The sequence below is a fragment of the Aureliella helgolandensis genome, from assembly GCF_007752135.1.
Taxonomy (GTDB): Bacteria; Planctomycetota; Planctomycetia; order Pirellulales; family Pirellulaceae; genus Aureliella; species Aureliella helgolandensis.
On record NZ_CP036298.1, the window covers coordinates 6,930,014 to 6,946,913 of the forward strand.

Genomic DNA, 16,900 nt, shown 5'->3' on the forward strand with positions numbered 1-16,900 from the left:
AGACAGCACGGTTTACCGCAATTGCGGCACCGCAATCCAACTGGCGACAGGAGATGACCCGATACCGAAGGGGATAGAGGGAGAATTACAATTCTGTGGCTTGCACTCATTGCACCGCAGGCAACTGCAGGGAGGCAATTGTGACCCACGCGAAAACGCGTCTCGCCCACGCTCGGATCTGGCTGTGCAGCCTAGCGTTAGCGATGGCCTTCCAGGGAACGATGGTTGGCCAAACGCGGCCCCCCACTCCTGCCACCACGGAAGATTCAAACTCAGCAAATTTGGCGACGGAGGATTTAGATTCTGAGGACATCTTGGATCTCGACATTGAAGCGCTCGGGAAAGTGGATGTCGTCGTCAATTCATTCGACGTGGAAGTCACCTCGGTAACGCGTAGCGAGAGCACGGTTGGCCGCTCGCCCGCGGCCGTCTTCGTATTGACCAATGAGATGATTCGTCGCAGCGGCGCGACCAGTATTCCGGAGGCCTTGCGTCTGGTGCCAGGACTCACCGTCGCGCGACTGACCGCCAACAAATGGGCCGTTTCATCGCGAGGCTTCAGCGGGGAATATGCCAACAAGCTCCTCGTGCTGCAGGATGGTCGCTCTCTCTACTCCCTCTCCCACTCAGGGGTCACGTGGGGCCAGCAAGACGCCATCTTGGAAGACATCGAGCGGATCGAAGTCATTCGCGGTCCAGGAGCGAGCGTCTGGGGATCCAATGCAGTGAACGGTGTGATCAACATCATCACCAAGGATGCGTCGCAAACGCAAGGCACCCTGATCAGTGCAGGTGGAGGGAGTGAGGACAAAACGATCACTTCGCTGCGTCACGGCAATCAACTCTCAGATCGACTCCACTACCGTATTTACGGAAAGCACTTTGAGCGGGACCGGGCGTATTCTGGTAATTCGATCGCTGCCGACGACTGGCGCATGGGACGCGTCGGTACACGCGCGGATTGGTCTTCCGATGACCACGACACTCAACACCTGACAGTAATGGCCGAATTGCATTCGGCGGTCCTCGGCGAATACGTGGACAATGCCCCCATCCCGACCGCTCCCTTCATCGAGCAGGGGCCTTACGATGACCGAATCCATGGTGGCTTTGCCTCCCTGCGGTGGCGGGAAATGCTCTCCGAGGATTCCCAATATTCATTTCAAACCTATTTCGACCGCCGACATCTATCGCCAAGTACGCTCGCTACAGACCAGGACATTCTAGATGTCGATTTTCAGCACGTGTACAAGCTGCTCGAGAATCACACTTGGACGTGGGGGACCGGCTATCAATGCATTTGGACCTCCCTAAATTCGGAATATGACTATCGCAGCCAAGCTTCTCCTGCGCTTCGTCAAACCAACCTCTACAGTGGATTCTTCCAGGATCAGATCGAACTTCGCGAAGATCTGCAGTTGGTGCTAGGATGCAAATTCGAACACAACACCTATACGCAGTTCGAGTACCAGCCGACGGTGCGGTTACTTCATGCGATCAGCGATCGTCAGGTGGTTTGGGGAGCGGTTTCTCGCGCCATTCGAACTCCCAACCGAACGGAGTCCGATTTGACGATTCGCTTGGCCACCGAATACTCACCTCTCACGGTACTCGTTTCCCCAAACGATAATCTGGAGGCGGAAGACTTGCTTTCGTTTGAGTTGGGATATCGCGCCCAACCCCATCAAGTATTCTCGTGGGATGCTGTCGGTTTTATCCATCGCTACGAAGACCTGATTGTGCCCACAGCCACCGCGGGGCTGACAGGCTCCCCGCCGATCTTGCCGCTCCAGTTTCGCAACGACTCCAGTGGCACGTCCTACGGTACCGAATGGTTCGCGCGCTGGCAGCCCGATGAAAGTTGGAATTTTTCCTCGGGATACTCCTTCATTGCCATGGACCTGACCGAGACGTTGTACGGAAAAGCGACTCAGATTTACACTCGCAACCAGCTTACTTTTCAGTCACTGTGGAATGTTACGGAAGATGTTGAGCTGGACAGCACGCTACGTTATGTGGATAACATTCCAGGCTTGGAGTCCCCATCGTACATCGCACTCGATCTTCGCCTCGGCTGTCGCCTGACTCCCAACTGCAACCTCAGCCTAGTAGGGCAAAATCTGCTGGATTCCCATCGGCAAGATTCAGTCCTGGCTACGGTCTACAGCAATCACACCGAGGTGCAACGCGGTGTGTACGGACAATTGACTTGGGAGTTTTAGGACTGCATCATCGATGCACACAGCCACGCTTCGTCCTACACAGGCCCCAGGATTAACCGCGCGATGTTGACATAGACCACAATGCCGAGCAGGTCGTTGATCCCCGCGACAAAGGGATTGCTCATCAACGCCGGGTCCCAGCCAAGTCGCTGGAAGAGCAGTGGCAAGATCGAGCCACTAAATGTCCCGCAAATCACGACGAAGAAGACCGTGATTGGGACAATGCAACCCGCTTGCCATGTGGGCGCGAGATACATGGCGGGGATCAGTCCCAACACTCCCAGGAAAATGCCTAGCAGCACACCGGTGGCTACTTCGCGATAGATAATTTTCATCCAGTCGCTTACCTTTACATCGCCGGTGGCCATCGCAGCGATAATCAGTGTTGAGGACTGCGCACCGGAGTTTCCGCCGGAACCGATGATCAACGGGATGAACCACACCAGCCAAGCGAACGATTCGAATTCAGTCTCGTAGCTGCGCAGCGCCAGGGCGGTCAGGAGCCCGGCAAAAAACAGGATCCCCAGCCACATCCCTCGCTTCCAAGTCAGCGTGAGAATTGGGGTGCGGGCATAGCTATCTTTCAGCGGTTCAACGGCCGCAATTCGCTGAACATCTTCCGCAGCTTCCTCGAGAACGACATCGATCACATCATCGTGCGTGATGATCCCCAACATGTGCCGCTGGGCATCGACCACCGGAATGGCTAACAAGTCGTACTTGGCAACAATATTGGCCACATCCTGCTGGTCGTCGGATGCCTGGACCGTCAAAATATCAGTGTCCATCAATTCTGCCAGAGTTGTCTGCTGCTTCCCAAAGGAAGAAACCAACATGCGCGTGCTAACGACACCCCGTAGATGATTGGTTTCATCCACCACATAAATGTAGTAGATCGTCTCGACATGCTCCGCCTGCCGACTCAGTTGTTCAAGCGCTTCGCGAACCGTCAGACGCTCATCGAGACAAGCTGCCTCGGTCGTCATGATCGATCCAGCGGTGCCCTCTGCAAAAGTCTGTAGACGCCGGATATCGCGTCGGTCGGGGGCCGGCACCAATGCCAACACCTGTTCGACTCGGGAATCGGGGAGTTCGCTGAGCAGGTCACAAGCGTCATCTGCGGGAACATGAGTGATCAAGTCGGCAACTTGCCGCTCGTTTTCACGCTCTAGCATTTCGAGTTGGCGGTCATAGTCGAAGTAGCTGAAAATCTCAGCCCGCAATTTGCGATCGGCATGCTGCAACACCCGCCATGCCTCACTCGACTCCAAGCCTTCCATGAACTCCGCGGTTCGCGCTGGGTGGAGTGCCGTGCAAAACTCGCGCAGCCCGGAGGTGTTGTCCTCGACCAACATCTCGCGCAGTTCGGGTAAAAAGAGGGTATTGATCATGAAGAAGGCTTCGCCAACGATGCTTGCTCAGGACTCTTACCATCTCAGCGGAATGAAGACGCGTCGGCTGAGAATCGACAGGCGTGTACAGTACCAGAGGGATCGCAACTGAGCTAGATAGCGGCAGGCAGACACCCCACGGATCTCTCGTACCCTCGGAATCCCCGAGGAACCCAGTAGAATCGGAGTTTGGTTGCAATCAACCTCATTCCCCCCTAAACCCTGGACTAGCGAGGATTATTCCCATGCCACTTGACGCTCAAACCCAACAGATCGTCGACGAATTGACCGTAGCCTATTTCATGGAACTGGAAACGGTGATGAATTACATCGCCAACAGCGTCCATTTGGATGGAGTGCGGGCTGAAGAAATCAAGAAGAGCCTAGCTGCCGACGTCACCGCCGAAGTCGGACACGCCCAACTGCTAGCCGATCGCATCAAAACCATTGGAGGCAAGCTTCCCGGAAGCCTCGAATTCAAGGCAACTCAAAAAACGCTGCAACCGCCCGCCGATTCGACCGATTTAGTCGCTGTCATCAAAGGGGTCATCGACGCTGAACACGGCGCGTGCGAACAGTACACCAAAATCATTAAGCTGTGTGATGGTTTTGACTACGTAACTCAGGACATGTGCATTACCATCCTGGCCGACGAGCAGCATCATCGACGCGAGTTCAAGGGTTTTCTGACCGAGTACGAAAAAGCTTAGTTCCGCTTTGCTATTGCTCCCCCAGCCTTCGGGTTTGAAGCAATCCGCCTCAGGGCGCGTGCTCGAAACCAACCAATGCTGCAACAGAGCGGCGTCAGCGACTTGCCTCCTTTAGCAACTCAAAGCGTGCAAGCCCCACGAGACCGCTACGCGTGCACCGACTTGTTGAGATCGCAAGTTGCTATGCTGCGGCCTGGCGATTCTTTGGGCATTCCCCACTTTGCTACACAGGCAGCCCCCGAATCACTCTGTCGCGCCAACCAAGCTTCCCTGCCAACCAAGCTTCCCTGCGCACCCGACTATCGCTCGGGGGCTGCCCTCGCACAGGGCCCCCGTTGGGCTGAGTCCCCACGGGAGACGCCGTACGACGATGGGTACGCCCAGCGAGATTCTGAAAAAACCGAGGAGAATCAGCGCGCGACCACGGGTGCCCGCAACCGCCTTAACCGCCAGTAATGCCCTCCAACCACCCAATGAAGCAACGGATTTGCTAGCCACCCCCTAGCTGCGGCACTTGCGTGATCCCTTAGCAACGCTTCTGGTAAGCACAATCGTCGCGGGCATCGGCTGAGCGAACACTGGGTTGGCCCCGAGTGCCGAGTTTTTAACTCAACGAATAAGGGAGTGCAAAATGCGATCGATCTTCGGTTTCGTATTGGGAATCACCGTATCACTAGGGCTCGCCGGCACCGCGCTGGCGCAACAAGTGTGCCCTCGATGTGGTGTCGTTCACACCCAACCTCAAGTCTTAGGAAACAGCTTGCAAGCTGAGGCACAGTCGGAAGCTACCGCAATGGCCTCGCGTGGTTACAAGGGACACGTTCGCGGAACGATTTCTGGAGTTCGTTTTTGTGGCGTCGGTTGGAGCTCGTCGAGCTCCAATGCTCCCACTTGCACCCCGGGCGGCGGCATGACCCTCGTGGCCGATGCAGTAGCTCGCGGCGCCGACGGCTGGTACCGCGTTCGCTACTGGCGCTAACCCGCATCCCTGACAGCCTCCCCCGTGTCGGTCTGCTGACGATAGTAGGGAGGGTTCAAGGGTTGAGAAATGCTAGCAAACCAGTCCCGCGTCCCTGAACTTGGCTTCCAGGACGCGGGAACTTGAGTTTGTCGACTTAAGTTTGCCGACTTGGGTTTTGCCCTCAACACCGCTAGAATTGAGCGACGTCACGATTGCCCGGCTGGATTTCCAGTGGCCTCAATGGCCCGAGATTCCAGGGTGATCGCTTCCACTTCATCGCCGCTCTGCCCACGAAGCCCCCCATGCCTTCATCAAACCGCAAGATTCCGTGCGCTTGGATTCCGTCGACTTGGACTTCAAGAACTGAAATTTCGCGACTTCGGAGCAACGCCGCGTGTCGTTGGCTGGCTCTGGCCTGCTGCAGCCTTGCCAGCTGGGGGACACTTCCCTGCGGATTTGCACAACAACCCGGCACCGTAGCGACCGGCAATGCAGCGACAGGCAATGCGGCTCCGGTTGACCTCTCCATTGCCGACAATGCGGACGCTGACGCATTGGAAGCGGTCGTCAAGCGCGCCAAAAGCATGCGTCCGTCCTCTCCTCAAGAGTATCAGGCGATGCAAAACGCCATTCGTGACGCGTCCAAGCGATTGATCAAGTTGCTCGAAAGCGACCAGAGCTCGCCTCGCTTTCAACAAGCGGAACTCGATGCCATTAGCTCATCGGTTGCCCTGATGACCTATTTTGGCGAGGACGCCAAGAAAAGAACGGTCGAACAGGTACACAATTTTCTGAAAGCTCGCAAGAAACTGCAGCTGCAAGACATTCAGACCGGCATGCTGGCCGCAGCCATGATCGAACTCCAAGCCAATAAACAACCGGCTCGTGACACCTATCAATTGCTGGATGATTTGCTCAAGGAAGATGAGCGGGAAGAGATGCAACAACTGCGTCTTACACTCCAAGCCTCTATCAGGCGGCTCGACTTGCTTGGAAATAAATTCGAACTGCAGGCCAAGTCGCTCGACGGTAAAGAGATAGCAACCGAGGACTTTGCTGGCCAGTATGTATTGGTGGACTTTTTGGCTACCTGGTGCGAACCATGCCTGCTGGAGGTACCGCGTTTGAAGAATCACTATGCAAAATACTACGACCGCGGATTGCGCATCCTCACGATCAGCATCGATGAAGATACCGAAGCACTTCAGCAATTTCTTGCAAAAGCAGATCTACCTTGGCCGGTAATCCACGACAACGCCGAAGACCCGTTGGCTCGCCTCCAGATGAAGTTTGGCGTCTCAACCTTGCCCTGCATCTTGCTGCTCAATAAGGAAGGCACGGTCGTATCACTGGAAGCTCGTGGCGCAGAGCTCGATCGACTGATGCAATTGCTGTTTGACTCGCCGACGCCAGCCGCCCCTCCCGCGGTTTCAGCTGAGCCCGCTGCGGCCAAACCGGATCCCCAATAGTCGAAACCGAGGTGACGCAAACCGCGGACCAGCCACCTCCTTCTGCAACTTGTTGTCCACCAGTGCAGCTACCCGCGATCGGGAACCTTCTTCCCTCGCCAGCCACTTAACTCAGAGACGAATATTATGGGCCTCTCCCCGCACATCTCCGCCGTAGTTTCACTTTCTATCGTGCTCGGACTCCAACTGGGCTGCAACAAAGTCCAACCGGAGACAGCCAGCAACGCGGCTGGACAGCCCAATGCCACGGAGGCAACCGGCGAAGCCCCCATACCCGGCAATGCGGCCCCAGCTGCCGCTTCAACGCACACCACCGAAAACGCTTCCCCAGCGAACACACCGACACCGACAGACGCGGACTCTGCTCAGAGCGTCTCCAGCGAACTCCCTGCGAGCAGTGGTGCAGATTCGAAGCCGGAGTCTGCGGCAGCCAACAGCCAGCCAATCGCGGAAGCCGAATTCCAATCGCGCCCCTTCATGACGCTGCAGGAGAATCCAACCAACGCCCCTGAGGAATTGGTCCAGCACCTCACCGACGTGGATTACGCGCTCCAGGACCTTGTCCGCTACGGGGCGTCGAATATGGTTCCCGAAGAGGTTTACGTCTCTGCAGGCTTGCGTTTGGGACGCATGAAACTCGCGGCTGGCCAACGTCTTGCAACTGCCGCTGAGGCAACGACAAGCCAGGTTCGCGCTGGGCTGCTGGCCCAATTGGTCGCCCTGTCTCACCTGAGTGGATTGCGAGATGTTGAAGCAGCCAAAGAGCTGGAGCGTTTCGCGGGAAAACTGTCTCAAACCGACGATCCCGATTTAGCGCACCAAAGCCGCGTGGTGTTGATGGGATTTGAAGTTCAAGCACTTCAGAACGGCCTAAAATCCGACCCCAACGCGCTGCTCGCTCAGGCCGAGGGGCTTTTCGCGCGACCGGAAGATCGCAACTTCCCCGAATTTATGACGCTACAGAATGCAGCCCAAGTCCTGGACCAAATGGGATTTGCGGACGCAGCGCAGCGGGTCATGGAGATCCTAACCAGCGAATACTTGAATTCGGATGATCCTCAATTGCGAGGCCAAGCCTGGGCGCTCGCAACCCGAGACAGTGCAGCGGTTGAAGAATTTGTGACCACGATGAACTCCATCGGAAGCCCCCAAGTCGATCTGGAAGCCATCGATCGTGGCGCACGCAAATTGATCGCTGCCCACCCCAATGCCACGACTCTCGAACAAATCTCGGGGATGATCGGCAATGTAGAGTACAACGGGCACCTCGCAGTCAGCCAGCAGCTTGCGACGGTGGTACGCGAATCCATGCCCACGATCGAGGCGACCGAACAGCAGCGTCAAGCCATTGAGTCGGTGGTGAGTGCTCACGAAGCGCGGGGCGCCTTGGTGGGACAACCGCTGCCATTGAACGATGTCGTCGATTTTTCCGACCAACCACTGGTGTGGGACGACTTCCAAGGAAAAGTGGTCTTGGTCGATTTCTGGGCGTCTTGGTGCAAGCCATGCCTGCAAGAAATCCCGAACATTCGCCGCGCCTATGAAGAACTGCATGCCGAGGGGTTTGAAGTGGTCGGGGTAAATATGGATGACAAGTTTGATGCGGCCCAAGCCATTGTGACTCAACAGAAACTCCCATGGCGCACCTTTCACTCCCAAGATCCCAACGCGGCAGGTTTTAAAGCCTCGTTTGCGAAGCAGTTCGGTATCAATATGATTCCATTTATGCTATTGATCGACACCGAAGGCAAAGTGGCCGCCATCCACGTACGTGGTGAAAACATTATTCCCAAGGTGCGAGAGTTGCTGGCGGCCGCTCCAGCACAGGCCTCCGAATAGCCCAATTCAGATTCCCAAAAAACTAGAGTGAAACCTGAAATGATGAATATCCCTCGTTGGTTTATCCTGTGCGGCGGACTGCTGTTGGTCAACGTAATGCTGGTCGCCTCGTCCGCATTGCAACACCTTGCATCTGCTCAAACGACAACCACCGACACCGCCGCGGAGTCCGCGGAGAAGGCCACAGCGCTGGGCACCGTCGTCCCCGCTGCTGCCCCCGACTCACGCAACGACCAAGACCGAGCTCGCGGCAACACTCTTCCGCCAGCGGAGACCGATTCGGCCGATCGCAGCCAGCAGTCGCGCAGCGATCCAGCGGACTCAGCTCCCAGCTTGCGTGAGCATCCAGAAACGCCAGCCAGTGGCTCTCGTCCACCAGACCCACTCGCCCTGGACTCTACGGAATTGGACAATGAGCCCTCGGCCCTGCAGTTTCCTCCCAGCTCCCCGCTGGAGGATGGCTCCTCCAGCTACGAAGGGAATCCGGTCTACCAAGAGCTTAAGGAAATGATTTCCAACCAGACCACCAGCCAGGGGCTCTTGAGCATGGAAGACGATGCAGCTCCTCCCATACCGCGTTTTCCCTCTCAGCCAAAGGCGCGACCAAGCCTCCCCATCAGCCCCAACGACGATTACTATTCGCGTTTGAACAGTCGCCTCAAGACGACCGCCGCGCTCTGTGAATCGGCCCGACGCATCGCGGCAGAAGCTGGAGCTATGGCGCGCGACGGCGACCGCAACGGAGCCAGAGAGATGTTGAACATGGCCAATCAACTACGAGAAATGGCCGCTAACTTATTGATCCGTGAGCTCTAACGTTCAAGTCATTCTAAATTCTGTTACGAGACAAACACGATGGGTAGAAGTTTCGAAGTTCGCAAGGCATCGATGGCTAAGACAGCGGGCCAAAAATCAAAGCTGTACTCGAAGTACGGGAAGCAACTGTACGTCATGGCCAAGAATGGAGGGGCCGATCCCACCGCCAATCCCTCCCTGCGAAGTCTCATCGAGAAGGCCAAACGCGATCAGGTTCCCAGTCATGTGATCGAAAAGGCACTTGAAAAAGCAAACGGGGCAGGGGGGGAGACCTTTGTACTCGCACGTTACGAGGGATTCGGTCCCGGCGGGTGCTCCATCATTATCGATTGCCTCACCGACAACAACAATCGCACCATTACCGACGTCCGCAACTGCTTCACCAAGACCGGTTCCAAGATGGGAGCGCCCGGTTCCGTCGCACACCTCTTTGATCACTTCGCCATCCTAGCGTTCCAAGGTGACGATGAAGAGGCGGTCCTGGAAGCCATGATGGCCGCGGACGTGGATATAACCGAGGTTGAGTGCAAAGACGGCCAAATCATTCTGTTCGCCCCGGCCACGGAGTTCTTTAAGGCCAAGAATGCCTTCCATGAAGCCTTCCCCGACGTTGAACTGGCCGTGGAAGAAATCTCGTTCGTCCCGCAAACGAATACGGATATCAGCAGCGACGACCTCCCAATGTTCGAGAAGTTCATCAACATGCTCAACGATTGCGATGACGTCCAAGACATTTACCACAATGCCATTTTGCCCAAATAGCTCGCCTCCAATCGAGCTGCGCACCGGACCGCAATGCTGAGGAATTAGGGAGCGGATGCGCGCCACACTCCGCGACCAACCAAGCTGCCGAAACAGAATTCCGCAGCTAGGCTGTGAAGTTTTTTCACCAACGGACTCTTTTGGTATTCCAACCACGAAATTTTTTCGAATTGGCGGCTGAAAGTCTTACTTGGTCGGATTGTTGGCCAGCAAGTTAGCTCGTGTCCATCATGCTCATCTCTTCGAGTTGTGTTATTTCTCAACCAAGCGGTTGCCTTGCAACTGCTTAGATTGCCAAGGCCCCCAGGTTTACCATGCGTGTGAAGTTAAAGGCCACGGCATGCCATAGCGCTACCGCTTTGACCTTCACCAGTCCTCGAACTTTGAATTGCCGAAGGTTCCGATTGCGGCAGTCCGCATTGGGAAACTCGGCAACCGACGGGCGCGTCTTGTAAAGCTCTTTGTATTCCTCTTTGGCCATTCTCGCGCGAAACGCTGTGTATTCGTCGCTTTCGCCAGGTTGCTGCGCGTGAGGATCTTTGCCTTTGCTTTCCAATACCGATCCACGGGGGATCGTGGAGACGACTTCGGTCCCTTTAGACTCCACGGTCTTAACATCGCCCTTGGTTGCGTAAGCGGAATCGACCAATTGCGTCTTGGGTGTCTTGTCGTAAGTTGAGCACACTTTCTCGTGCATTGGTGCCATTTGGCCACTGTCAGTTCCCGAGTTGATAACATCGACAGCGACTATTACTCGCGAGTCAGCATCGGTTGCGAACTGGACGTTGAAGGCCGGATCGAAGCCACCATTGGCCATCTTCATATTACGGGCGTCAGGGTCCGTAGTGCTCACGCGAGTCTTTTCGCCGTCACCTTTTCTCCGAGACTCGCGCTGCTTACTAAGCTCCTCAAACTGTCGCAAAGCCTCATCTAATCGCTCTTGACGCTCACGCGATGCTCGTTCGACTGCCGCTTGGCGACGTGCGTCTCCATCGGAACGATCGCATTCGTTCTCGGATTCTTTCTTCAATCTATCTACGTGAGCCTGAGCCTGCTGCTGCAATGACTCAAGCGTCGGCTTGCGGCGAAACGAACTACTGCCTGCACTAGCCCGAACGCGCATTCCGTCTTGGGCAATGGTCTCCAGGGGCACCAGACCCTGGGCGACCAACGAGGCAACCGTGTCAACGAGCGTCTTCTCCAAGAATGCTCCGTTCTCCACTCGAAAGTCGCTCAACGTGTGATAATTGACCGTGACATTTCCGAGCGTCCATAAATAGGCTATGTCCGTCTCGCATCGGCGACCAAGTTCTCGGGCTGTGCCGATGCCATCCAAGGTTGCCAGAAGCCACAGTGAAACCAGTATCTCCGGCGCAATACTATTGCGGCCAACGGTGCTCTTGGTGACAACGATCTTTTCATACAGAGGTTCTAGGTCCAACGTTTTGACAAACGACCAGACAATGCGAGCACGATGGTCGCGCGGAAGCATATCTTCAAGTGAAAGCATGTGCATTTCCACTTGAATACGATGGGGGCGGGAAACACGAGCAAGCTGCGATGGTTTTTGAGTATTCATGCTATAGTTGTAGCGCCCAAAATTAATTTGCAAACCACTTGGCTAAAAATTCACAGCCTAAGCGTGAGGGTCGGCTAAAAAGTGCCGGTCTGTTGAAAACAGTACGCTGGCGTGCGAGCCAGGAAGGATGGTTGCCGCTGCAGATCGATGGCAGCTACCACTTCGGCTGCAACTCTTGAAAAAAGCCTTGGAATCGACGGGCGGTGTGACGTTCAGGTTGCGAGACAGAAACACAGAAACGCAGCTAGCCCAGGCATTGCGGACAATCATTCTCCGCAACGCACAAGGCTAGTCCAATGCCTACAACCGGCTCAGTAGCTCGCATTAATTCGCGACCAACGAGCTATTTCGTGATTGGCAAATCAAAATCTCCCTGCATGTCACGCCAGACGCAGTGGATGTGATTGGCAGGATTCCCAGACGCATCGGGTTGAACGTTGATAAACTCGATGACAAAGGTCGGACCTTGCACGACGTAGTAGTGGCCACGTCCCAAGCGAGTGGCGCCCGACCAACCGAATTTGATCTTCTCGAAGCCAGCCTCTTCAATCAACTTCCAATTCTCCTTGGCCACTCCGGATCGCATTTTGGAAGTGTAGGCTTTCATCAGTTTTCTGAGCTGTGCTTGTTGCTCATTAGTCAATTCGCTGGCCGCAATTCCTCCCAAGACTTCCAATGGTGGTTGCGCCGCTCCCGCAGCTCGAATCTCCGACGGGAGCTCACCGGGCAAAGTCGCTTGAGTCATTTGGGTTTCGCTTAAGCTGCGGACCAACGCTAGGGCAACTTGCTCTTCCGCCTTGAGCACTTGCAGGCCCTTGGGAAAATCAGTCCCATAGTCCTCTTTCAATTGCGCCGGATTGGTGGCATAGAAAAAGGGAGTCGAATCGACGATGCGGTTGCCTTGCATGGTGAAGTTGAGTGACAGGTGATGCCCTTCGAAACTCAGTCCCCAATGCTGTTTGGCGGCTGGCTTTCCAAAGATGGTGAAGTAGTACTTTTCTGGATTGCGCTCGTTAGCGCCTCCCTCTCCCTCGATTTGCCGTAGCAGTGCTTCCAAATGCATAATTGCCGTAGCCTTCTCATATCCAAGCTTGCTGATGGCAGCACGCAGCAATTTCATCGCTGCGGTCTTCTGGGCCTCTTCCATTTCGGTTAGCGGCAAACCTTTGCGGCTCTTCATCGGGATGAAGTGCCAACCGACTCGCTTCTCGGAATCAAAATCGAGAACCGCCTTTTCCGTCTGCTCTGCATTGAGAGTGGTCAAAAAGCGTTTTGCAACAGGCACGATTTGCAGGGCTGCTGCCTGTTTTTGCTCAGGAGTACGCTGGGCAGCCTTCGGCTTTTCAGCCTCCGCCGTAGCTTGCGCCAAGCAGACGGATCCCGACGTGCAAAGCAGGCTCAGGGAAAGCAGAAATCGGGAAGAGATACGCGACATTAAATCATTCTCCAAATCAAGGTGGGTGTGGGACGAAGTTTGCAAAGCAGTGAAGTAATTCCGCTCCAGCAGCTGGCCTGGACGACCAGAAGAGTGCTACGTCTTCCTGAATCCAGTTGCCACAATCTCTCGTCCCTCTGAGGTCAAGGGATGGGTGGGACGCTGTGCACTAGCGGCTGGTTCCAAATGGAACCTGCCGCGCGGTGGCTTGTCGAAATCACAACCCGCCACCGAGCAGCTGGTTGGTATTGTAACCCGCGTCGTAACGGCTTGTTGGGTTAAGAGCGTTTTCGGTGTTCCCGTGAAGGTATCGTCCCCGTTCCCCCTGCAGCGACAACCACTCTTCCTGGCTCACGTTGCGGATTACTACCTCCACAAGCGGGCAAGCCAGGACGGATTAGTTGCTGCCGCAATTCGGCGAGTCAGGCAAAAGCGACCACCAGTGTCTCAAACAGCAAATTACCACTTTTCCGCGAAAACGGAAATTTGACGAAATGGAAATGCCGCATGCGTCCCAAAGTGCTGCCAGAATAGCAGAAATCGTCTCGCTGCGCATTTCCGGCTCCTCAAAATACCCCACTGGAAAACTGCTATTTAAGCGACCGCTCCCCATCCAGCGTACCTTTCGCTCCACCGGCTCCCGCAGCTCGCAGCCCCCCCCCCTTTCAGCACCGACCGACCGGCGCCGAGTTGGCATGCCTGGCTTGATATCACATTTTCGAGCCACTACGCTGGTCCACGATGCCGTCGCCCGCTAAGTGAATGAAGAAACACGTGAATGAAGAAAAAAGAGTGCCCATGCCCTATCGTGGAAACTACACGGAATCTCGCCAGCGTTACCTCGCCACCTACGACACCGCAGAGGCGGCCAAATACGATGCATGGATCACGGCACTGACGAAGGCAGACCACGACGCGTGCCTGAACGATATTCAGCGACACTTCACCTTTTCCCCAGGCATGACGATACTCGACGCTGGCGCCGGTACTGGTGCCTTGTGCCTCTCGCTTGTTGCGTTGCCAGGCATGCGAATTACTGCTCTCGAACCTTGCCCACCGATGCAAGAGCGACTCGCCTCGAAACCAGAACTCAGCAGCGTCACTACGGTCGAAGGGTTTTGCGATCATCCGGACGACCACTCGCACTTTGCGCCTGCAACATTCGATGTGGTAGCCTCCCGACAATTGTCGAATTGCTTGTTTGATCCACTGGCTGCGTTTCGCAATTGGCATTATTGGCTACGACCATCAGGTGTCGTCATCGTCATGGACGGGTTGTTTAATCGCGAAGATTGGTCCGGGCGGTGGAAAGGAGTTGTCGACACACTCCCGCTTTCCGCCTGCCGAACGATGGCGACATTGCCGTACATGCTAGAACAGGCAGGATTCCGCATTGACCACGTAGGCTTGATGGATGCCACCAACGCCCTTCCTTCAACGCGCACAAAACGCTACATGGTCGTCGCGACCAAGGCAATGGACGTGGAACCCGACCATTGCTGACGCTCAATGGGAACATCGCGAGTGACGCATGGCGTAATGCCTACCGCCCCGCGGCAGGCGGAAACGGGGTACTCCCCTTTGTGTCAGATGAAAGAAACGAAAGTTTTCCAAATTCCAAATTCCCAGCGACTTCACTTTCCCAGCGACTTCACTTTCCCGGCGAGCTATCAGCGAACCTAGCGGATAAGCCTCCTATCCGCCGTTCCACTCGCTCACGGAAAGGTCGTCGATATAAATTTGGTTTTCACTTTCGATCTCGGGATGGCGATACATGCCAACCTTCAGATAGTGGCGATAGGCATTATTCATGTTGGGACCACTCCCAATTAAGCTGGCTTCGGGAAAATCGTTTAACAAGACCTCCACGCGACCGTTGGAAATCTGGGACCAATGAATCCGCGTTTCGATCTTGTACCAAACTCCCCGCTCGATCGGCACCGGCTCGGTTGAGATCTGTTCTAGCCCGTCTCGAGTTGGCCCATGGGTCAGAGCCAAGGCCAGCGTTCCATCCACTTCTCCGATCCCTAAGGATACCGGCGGGCTGTGAGAGCGAAAGTTTTCCCAAGTCTCGCTCTGGTTGGCATCCGGTTGATCATGCCACTGCCCGATCACCCACCAGCGATTTTCGGGAGTGTCGGAAACAAAGGTCTCGTCGAATTTGAATCTCCAGGAATAGGAGATTGAATCATGCTCGGAAAAGGGAAAATCAACACTAACTTCGGCCCTGATGCCCCCGTGTAATTTCGGTTGACCGGGGAAAAGCCGAAGTGCTAAGGAGGCCTCTGCTTTCTCAAGAACGATTTTCACATTGTCGCGAGAAGGGACATCCAAATGGGAATACGGAATAAGAGTGCCCGACATGATAGTCCTCAGGTAGGCCTCTTCCTCCTGGCGGCTGCCCTCAGGCCCGCACCCGACGAGCGCGACCAGCCCCACCACCAACACCATGCTCCTGACCAAGATAAGCAAAGACGAGACCTTTCTTTGTTGCGAGAGAAGCCGAACTGGGCAAAACAACTTCGATGCTCATAGTTTATCAACCGCTACATCCTCATTCCCCCCAACCGTACTTATCCCGCTCCTCTTCGGATAGCCCCTGGCTGCTAGCCACTTGCGACTGAATCGGAGACGGCCCACTCAGAATTCGTTCGTAGCAACAGTGCTCAGAAACCGGTGTGCTAAGTCGCCCACAGTGCACTCCGTTAATAGATATTACGTAACCGTTCACCGTTGTCTGCGACCCAAAATCAAAACTGAAGCGGCAGTTAAAGCTGCTTGGTGGATAGGGAAGGTCGTGAATGATTGCGATATTATGCACCAAACACGGGTGGCTAGGGCTGCTCACGTCCTTGCGCACCTATTGGGAGCATTGCGAGCAAAAAAACGTTGCCCAGCTTTTCCAGGGATGGTAAACTCTCCTGACGAAACACCGCGTACTGGGACAAGCGGCGCCGACTGGTTTACTTTGCGTATCGAGTGTTCTCGATAACGGTTTTGCTCCCTAGAGCTCGTCAACTGCCATTCCCCCAGTCCGTCACCTCACAGGAGCGAACAATGACTACCACCGGCATTTCGCATGTAGAACCACTCCCTCCATCGCATCACAACGCAACCGCACACACCGCAATCTACGCCTCACATCTCCGAGGAATTACGGTTGCGATCTGGTATCCGCTAGCTCTTTTCATGTACAAATTCACCCCCGATGTACACAATTCGCTGATCGACTTGGTTGCAAAGGCGATGATGTGGGGCGGAGCTCTACTCGTTGGCCCCTACTTCATTGCGCCCTGTTTTAACGAGAGGCGTTATGGCCGCTTGTGGTACACTGTCACGATTCCCCTAATCCTGCTCCTGTGGATGCTGGATGTGGGAGGAATTCGCGGCTGACTTGCTTGCGGTTGCCCTCCAACATTGGTAGCGAATGAGGACAGTATCTCGGGATAGATTCGGGATGGTTATTCAGGACTGAGGATTAGTCCGCCCAAGCCTTGCGTCCGAGCCGGAAATTGACCGACCGTTCTAATGCTAAAGCTGCGTGCCCAGCATTCACACTCGGCTCTCTTCTTACTTTGCTCCTTGGCAGACCCGCGATCCCCAAGCAGTCTCAATGCTTGCACCCGAACCTGGAAACGGTGCGGCACTTCTTATAACTGCTTAAAGCAATCGAAGTTTTATAACAAACATTGAGACTTCAGCATGCATTGCCAAAA

14 protein-coding genes are annotated in these 16,900 nt (G+C 55.2%); 10 read left to right on the forward strand and 4 right to left on the reverse strand.

Annotated features, from left to right (window positions below; all coding sequences use genetic code 11):
* Positions 1-140 precede the first annotated feature (140 nt).
* On the forward strand, positions 141-2,222 hold the full coding sequence (locus tag Q31a_RS24525; protein WP_145083775.1) for a TonB-dependent receptor plug domain-containing protein: 2,082 nt from the start codon (positions 141-143) through the stop codon (positions 2,220-2,222).
* Positions 2,223-2,257: 35 nt separating this feature from the next.
* Here Q31a_RS24525 and mgtE read toward each other — a convergent pair whose 3' ends face one another.
* Positions 2,258-3,613: a magnesium transporter gene (gene mgtE, locus Q31a_RS24530; protein ID WP_145083778.1), complete on the reverse strand. Its 1,356-nt coding sequence runs from the start codon at positions 3,611-3,613 to the stop codon at positions 2,258-2,260.
* Positions 3,614-3,858: 245 nt separating this feature from the next.
* Here mgtE and Q31a_RS24535 point away from each other — a divergent pair, with 245 nt between their 5' ends.
* The 7 genes from Q31a_RS24535 (at position 3,859) to Q31a_RS24565 (ending at position 10,170) form a co-directional block, all read left to right on the forward strand.
* Positions 3,859-4,323 (forward strand): ferritin-like domain-containing protein, encoded by a 465-nt coding sequence (locus tag Q31a_RS24535; RefSeq protein WP_145083781.1) that lies wholly within the window; start codon positions 3,859-3,861, stop codon positions 4,321-4,323.
* 75 nt (positions 4,324-4,398) lie between these two features.
* A complete protein-coding gene (locus Q31a_RS24540; protein WP_145083784.1) occupies positions 4,399-4,779 on the forward strand; it encodes a hypothetical protein in 381 nt (126 codons plus the stop codon).
* Between the two features lie 175 nt (positions 4,780-4,954).
* On the forward strand, positions 4,955-5,302 hold the full coding sequence (locus Q31a_RS24545; RefSeq protein WP_145083788.1) for a hypothetical protein: 348 nt from the start codon (positions 4,955-4,957) through the stop codon (positions 5,300-5,302).
* Positions 5,303-5,586: 284 nt separating this feature from the next.
* Complete coding sequence (locus tag Q31a_RS24550) at positions 5,587-6,753, forward strand: TlpA family protein disulfide reductase (RefSeq protein ID WP_145083791.1); 1,167 nt, start codon at positions 5,587-5,589, stop codon at positions 6,751-6,753.
* A 126-nt stretch (positions 6,754-6,879) separates the two neighbouring features.
* Positions 6,880-8,592, forward strand: a complete 1,713-nt coding sequence (locus Q31a_RS24555; protein ID WP_145083794.1) for a TlpA family protein disulfide reductase — start codon at positions 6,880-6,882, stop codon at positions 8,590-8,592.
* Between the two features lie 39 nt (positions 8,593-8,631).
* The gene (locus Q31a_RS24560) at positions 8,632-9,408 is read left to right on the forward strand and encodes a hypothetical protein (protein WP_145083797.1); all 777 of its coding nucleotides are present in this window, start codon (positions 8,632-8,634) and stop codon (positions 9,406-9,408) included.
* A 39-nt stretch (positions 9,409-9,447) separates the two neighbouring features.
* A complete protein-coding gene (locus Q31a_RS24565; RefSeq protein WP_145083800.1) occupies positions 9,448-10,170 on the forward strand; it encodes a YebC/PmpR family DNA-binding transcriptional regulator in 723 nt (240 codons plus the stop codon).
* Positions 10,171-10,456: 286 nt separating this feature from the next.
* Here the strand turns inward: Q31a_RS24565 and Q31a_RS24570 are convergent, their stop codons facing one another.
* A complete protein-coding gene (locus Q31a_RS24570; protein WP_145074767.1) occupies positions 10,457-11,749 on the reverse strand; it encodes an IS1182 family transposase in 1,293 nt (430 codons plus the stop codon).
* Positions 11,750-12,092: 343 nt separating this feature from the next.
* Entirely contained in the window at positions 12,093-13,184 is a 1,092-nt protein-coding gene (locus tag Q31a_RS24575) for a DUF3500 domain-containing protein (protein WP_145083803.1), read from the reverse strand.
* Between the two features lie 774 nt (positions 13,185-13,958).
* Here Q31a_RS24575 and Q31a_RS24580 point away from each other — a divergent pair.
* Positions 13,959-14,687 (forward strand): class I SAM-dependent methyltransferase, encoded by a 729-nt coding sequence (locus Q31a_RS24580; protein WP_197355633.1) that lies wholly within the window; start codon positions 13,959-13,961, stop codon positions 14,685-14,687.
* A 192-nt stretch (positions 14,688-14,879) separates the two neighbouring features.
* On the opposite strand, the gene Q31a_RS24585 is transcribed toward Q31a_RS24580, so the two are convergent.
* Positions 14,880-15,656, reverse strand: a complete 777-nt coding sequence (locus Q31a_RS24585; protein WP_231690921.1) for a polysaccharide lyase — start codon at positions 15,654-15,656, stop codon at positions 14,880-14,882.
* Between the two features lie 585 nt (positions 15,657-16,241).
* On the opposite strand from Q31a_RS24585, the gene Q31a_RS24590 reads away from it, so the two are divergent.
* Positions 16,242-16,577: a hypothetical protein gene (locus Q31a_RS24590; RefSeq protein ID WP_145083809.1), complete on the forward strand. Its 336-nt coding sequence runs from the start codon at positions 16,242-16,244 to the stop codon at positions 16,575-16,577.
* Positions 16,578-16,900: the final 323 nt, after the last annotated feature.